The sequence below is a fragment of the Bradyrhizobium iriomotense genome (genome assembly GCF_018130765.1).
Taxonomy (GTDB): Bacteria; Pseudomonadota; Alphaproteobacteria; order Rhizobiales; family Xanthobacteraceae; genus Bradyrhizobium; species Bradyrhizobium iriomotense_A.
On the sequence record NZ_JAFCJZ010000050.1, the window covers coordinates 1 to 5,038 of the forward strand.

Here is a 5,038-nt window from a genome sequence, read left to right on the forward strand (position 1 = left end):
ACTTCACCAGCTGATTGTCGACGGTGTCCAGGCTCTCGCTGGTCTCCGTCAAAAACTCCCGCAACAGATCATCCATGAAAACAGGCCTTCATACAGGGAGCGCGCGCACGAGGCGTGATGCGCCATTTTCCGAATGGGGCCAGCTTCACCGCAAAGCGTTTAATAATGGTTGAGTATGTGGAAAAGAACGGAACCAACAAAGAGATAAGGCGCTCCGGACAAGCCGAAGCGCCTCGTAAAGATTGGCTTAACCTCTGAGCGCGCGGCTCGCGCGTTTACGAAGCGGTAACGATGATCGCTTCGCCCTCCGGCTTGAGCGTCACGGTGAGCCCGCAGGCCTGCGCGAGCAGCCGCGTGTAATAAGGCTGGATCGCGTGCGCATCGGCGGCAGGTCCCCGCTCGCCGCTCAGGAGCTCGGAGATGTTCTGCGGCAGGCGCGCATTATGCCCGGTCGCGGTGATGCGGAAACTCATCGTCTCGCCCTCGCCGATCGGATCGACCGTCAGCATGCCGCCGCGCGGGATAGTATGCTGGGAAACGACCAGCATGTTGAGCAGCAGCTTGACGCGATTCTTCGGCAGCAGGAGCCGCGGCAGATTCCACGTGATCGAGCACTTGCCGTCCTCGATGTGGCCCTTCGCCATGGTCTGGGCATCGCCGAGATCGATCTGGGCACCGGAGGAGCCGGCGGCACCGAAGGCGAGACGGCAGAACTGGAGGCGGGCGGAGGCGGTCTTGGCGCTCTTGCGAATCAGGTCGAGCGCGAACTCGCGGTCTTCCGGCTTGGGATCGTCGTCGAGCACTTCGAGCCCGTTGACGATGGCGCCGACGGGGCTGATGAGATCGTGGCAGACCCGCGAGCACAGCAGCGCGGCGAGTTCGAGCATATCGGGAGCAGTAGCGGTCGCGGGCGACGAGGCGTCAGACATATAATGGGGTCCTGGAGGGTTCCTGGAATTGCACGGCGCTGGACGCCGCGAATCACGCATGCTTGACGGATGCTGCGGGTTCTAACATTCGCCAGCCTGTGGCAGCTAGCTTGCGATAGGTTCGAAGCGGCCATAAAGGCTGCGGGCGAATCAACTGAGGGCGAGAATTGCCAATGAATGAGGCATGCAGGTGAGGACGATCGACGCCGAGGCCGCATCCGGATTGATGGAGCCGCTCACCGCGCTGGTGGTGAAGGCCGGCGAAGCAATCCTCGCCGTCAACCGCGCGGCGATGCGGGTCGACGGCAAGCAGGACGGCTCGCCGGTGACCGAGGCGGACCTTGCCGCCGACCGCATCATCGCCGACGGCCTTGCCCAGCTTGCGGGCGACGTCCCGACGCTCTCGGAGGAGCGGACCCAGCTCGCCTCGCCGCCGTTCCAGGGCAGCTTCTTCCTGATCGATCCGCTCGACGGCACCAAGGAGTTCGTCGCCGGACGCGACGAGTTCACCGTCAATCTCGCGCTCGTGACCAAGGGCGTTCCCCTGCTCGGCATCGTCAGCGCACCCGCGCTGGGGCTGCTCTGGCGCGGCATCGTCGGCCGCGGCGCCGAGCGCGTGCGGTTTGACGGCGCCACCATCGGTGCCGCCGAACCGATCCACACCCGCAAGCTGCCGGCGCAGGGCGAGCCCTGGGTCGCGGCGGTGAGCCGTTCGCATGGCGATCCCAAAAGCGAAGCGTTCATCGACAACAGGCCCAACGCGGTGAGAAAGACCTGTGGCTCCGCCGTAAAATTCGGCCGCATCGCGGAAGGCGCGGCCGACATCTATCCCCGCTTCGGGCCGACCTCGGAATGGGACGTCGGGGCGGGCTGCGCGGTCGTGACCGCGGCCGGCGGCAGGGTGACCGATGGCAAGGGCGGCGAGCTCAGCTTCGGCCAGCGAAGCAACACCGGCTTCATCATCCCGGAATTCATCGCCTGGGGCGACCCGCAGGCGGTAGGTTGCTACTGACTGAGCTGCTCCTGCAGCGCCGGCCAGCGCTTGCCGACCTCATAGAGAAAGCGCTCCGGATCGGCGGCGAAGGCGTCGCGATTGGCTTCCCGGCTGAACAGGTACAGCCGCTGCGCCACGATCGCGAAGAAGCGGGGGTTGCCGGCAATGGTGACGCCGCGGGCGATGTCGGCGGGGTCATAGCCGCCGAACTGCGGACCATAGATCTCGGGATGAGCCAGGAAGGAGGCCCGGTTACCCTCGTTCCGGAAGCGCCAGACTGCACCCCAGAGGTTGGCCTCGAACTCCGCCGTGCCCTGCTCGGCGGCGCCGTCGACGAAATAGCCGACGGGGTCGAAACCCTCGATGGCAACGCCAGAGAAGCGGTTGACGACGATCCGCTCGGTGGTGGCGGCCTCGACCGGCAGCTCTGGGAAGGCAAACCAAATGCCCGCCAGAAGGCAGACGACCCGGCCGATCAAGGCAATTCCGGGGCGCAAAGGGCTATCTTCCTGCCGTTGTGCCGTCATAGTTGCTGCGGATAACATCCGAGTCGAGGGGACATCCGGCGCAACCTAGGACCGTGCCTGTTGGCGTCAGGTTAAGGAAGCGATCGGATTCGATACCAGGGGTTCTTTTATGACTTTCGCATCACGCCTTGCTGCGCTCGCGCTTGCCGCGATGGTCGGCTGGATCGTGCCGGCCTCCGCCCAGCAGGCGCCGCCGCCCAATCTGCCGCCGCCGCAGCGCACCCCGACGCCCAACACCTATGGGCCGGACGAGCTGGTGACGGCCGGCCATCGCTTCTTCGGCAACGTCTCGCGCGGGCTCGCCTCGATCATCGAGAAGGCGGTCAGCCAATGGGGCCTGCCGAACGGCTACATCCTGGGTGAGGAAGGCTCCGGCGCCTTCGTTGCTGGCCTGCGCTACGGCGAGGGCACGCTCTACACCAAGAACGCCGGCGACCTCCGCGTCTACTGGCAAGGCCCCTCGCTCGGCTTCGACTGGGGCGGCGACGGCGCGCGCACCATGACGCTGGTCTACAACCTGCCCGCCACCAACGCGATCTACCAGCGCTTCGGCGGCATCGACGGCTCGGCCTATATCATCGGTGGCTTCGGCATGACGGCGCTCACCGCCAACAACATCGTGCTGGTGCCGATCCGCTCGGGCCTGGGCTTAAGGCTGGGCGCCAATATCGGCTACCTCAAATACACGCCGCGCGCGACCTGGAACCCGTTCTAAAGGCTCCCTCCCTTCCCCTGACGGATCAAGGTTAACGACAGGCCGGGGCTGGCTTTTTGCCGGCCCCGCATGCATTGTCGTTGGTAAATTTTTCCTTAGCTTTGGGAGTTCTGGCCCATGGTCGAACCGATCATGTACCTGGCGATCGGTTTCCTGCTGGCGATGCTGTGCGGGCTCGCCATCGTGCCGCTGGTGCATAACCGCGCGGTGCGACTGACCACGCGCCGGCTCGAGGCCGCCACCCCGCTGTCGATGGCCGAGATCCAGGCCGACAAGGACCAGCTCCGCGCCGAATTCGCCATGTCGGCGCGCCGGCTCGAGATGAGCGTCGAGCAGCTCAAGAACAAGACTACGAGCCAGCTCGCCGAGCTCGGCAAGAAGAGCGATGCCATCAACCGCATGAAGATCGAGCTGGGCGAGAAGAACGCCACGATCTTCGCGCTCGAAGCGCGCGAGAAGGCGGTGAAGGAACAGCTCCGCGCCACCGAAGAGGAATTCGCCGCCAAGACGGAAAGCTTGCGCGCTGCCGAGAATGCGCTGACCGACAAGCAACACGAGCTCGCCAAGATCAACTCCGAACTGTCCGACCGCTCGCTGATGGCGGAGAGCCGCCAGGTCGAGCTGGTCGCGGTGCGCACGCAGATCGAGGAACTGAAGAACCGCGTCGGCGATGCCGAGAAGGAATTCGCCGCTACGCAAGCGCGTCTGGCGCAGGAGCGCACTGAATCCGAGACCGCCACGCGCGAGCTTGGCGATGCGCGCGGCCGTGTCGAGAATCTGAGCCAGCGCGTCACCGAGCTCGATCGCCAGCTGATCGTGCAGGTCAAGGAGGCCGAGATGCTGTCGGGGCGCGTCGCCGACCTCGAGGGCCGTCTCGCCACGCAAGGCAAGCTGCTCGCCGAGCGCGACTACGAGAACAACCAGCTCCGCCAGGCCAATGAGACCGCCGAGCGTACCGCCAAGGAGCTGCGCGTCGAGATCGCCGCCCTGAGCGGCGGCAAATCGTCGGCCGCGTTCGAAGGGCTGCGCGCGGAAAAGACCGCGCTGGAGGAGCAGCTCCGCTCCGCGCGCGACGAGCGCGCAAAACTCCAGCGCGACATCAACGCGATCCAGCAGCAGGCGGAAAGCTCCTGGGCGACCGAGCGCATGGAGAATGCGCTGCTGCGCGAGCGCATCAACGACATCGCCGCTGAGGTGGCAAAGCTCGCGATGCAGCTCGAAGGCCCGAACTCGCCGATCGAGGCGCTGCTGGCGGCCGAGGCCGGCCAGCCGCCGAAGCCCGCGCCGCGCCCGGCCAACGACGCCGCGACCAATGGCTCGACTGCCGCCACCCTGCCCGAGGGCGGCGGAACGCTGGCCGAACGCATCCGCGCGCTCCAGGCCCACGCCTCCCGCGCCCGCCAGCAGGGCGCCTAAGCGGCCGAAAAGGCGGGTTTCCTTGGCGACGGCAAGGTTTTCCGGTCCCAAGGCGCCTGGAAACTTGACACCTCAAGCCCGCACTTCTAAATCGCGGGCTCCAATGCGTCGGCCGGCCGAAAGTCCGGCCGCCTGCATGATGGTCCCGGGCGCATAGCTCAGCGGGAGAGCGTTCCCTTCACACGGGAGAGGTCCAAGGTTCGATCCCTTGTGCGCCCACCATCCAGCCTCCTGAACCCCTGCCGGTTGCGGACGAATATCCAGGCCTGACAGCTGTTCGGGGCCGTCCGATCAAAAAAATCGAAAAACAACCCCATGCACAGTAGCCGACGTCAGTCGGATCAATGGGTTACGCCTTTTCCGAACTCCGCTTGCTCCGACGAGGCTGGGCAAGAATTGGTGGTTTGGTTGCTCAGGCTGGAACGAACCGGCCGATTGCGAGGCGCGGCCGGATATT

At 65.6% G+C, this 5,038-nt stretch carries 5 protein-coding genes and 1 tRNA gene; 4 read left to right on the forward strand and 2 right to left on the reverse strand.

The features are described 5' to 3' along the window. Positions 1-275: 275 nt before the first annotated feature. Positions 276-929, reverse strand: coding sequence for a histidine phosphotransferase ChpT (gene chpT, locus JQ635_RS38815; RefSeq protein ID WP_026312619.1), 654 nt, complete (start codon positions 927-929; stop codon positions 276-278). A 184-nt stretch (positions 930-1,113) separates the two neighbouring features. On the opposite strand from chpT, the gene JQ635_RS38820 reads away from it, so the two are divergent. Next, positions 1,114-1,941, forward strand: a complete 828-nt coding sequence (locus JQ635_RS38820; protein WP_211415026.1) for a 3'(2'),5'-bisphosphate nucleotidase CysQ family protein — start codon at positions 1,114-1,116, stop codon at positions 1,939-1,941. Here the strand turns inward: JQ635_RS38820 and JQ635_RS38825 are convergent. Continuing rightward, entirely contained in the window at positions 1,935-2,420 is a 486-nt protein-coding gene (locus tag JQ635_RS38825; RefSeq protein WP_211415027.1) for a YHS domain-containing (seleno)protein, read from the reverse strand. The two genes, JQ635_RS38820 and JQ635_RS38825, sit on opposite strands and share 7 nt — an antisense overlap. 139 nt (positions 2,421-2,559) lie before the next feature. Here JQ635_RS38825 and JQ635_RS38830 point away from each other — a divergent pair, with 139 nt between their 5' ends. From JQ635_RS38830 to JQ635_RS38840, 3 genes are all read left to right on the forward strand, one after another. Then, positions 2,560-3,165: a DUF1134 domain-containing protein gene (locus JQ635_RS38830; RefSeq protein WP_211415028.1), complete on the forward strand. Its 606-nt coding sequence runs from the start codon at positions 2,560-2,562 to the stop codon at positions 3,163-3,165. A gap of 117 nt (positions 3,166-3,282) precedes the next feature. After that, positions 3,283-4,581, forward strand: a complete 1,299-nt coding sequence (locus JQ635_RS38835) for a hypothetical protein (RefSeq protein WP_211415029.1) — start codon at positions 3,283-3,285, stop codon at positions 4,579-4,581. Between the two features lie 147 nt (positions 4,582-4,728). Further along, positions 4,729-4,803 (forward strand) — tRNA-Val (locus JQ635_RS38840). Positions 4,804-5,038 lie beyond the last annotated feature (235 nt).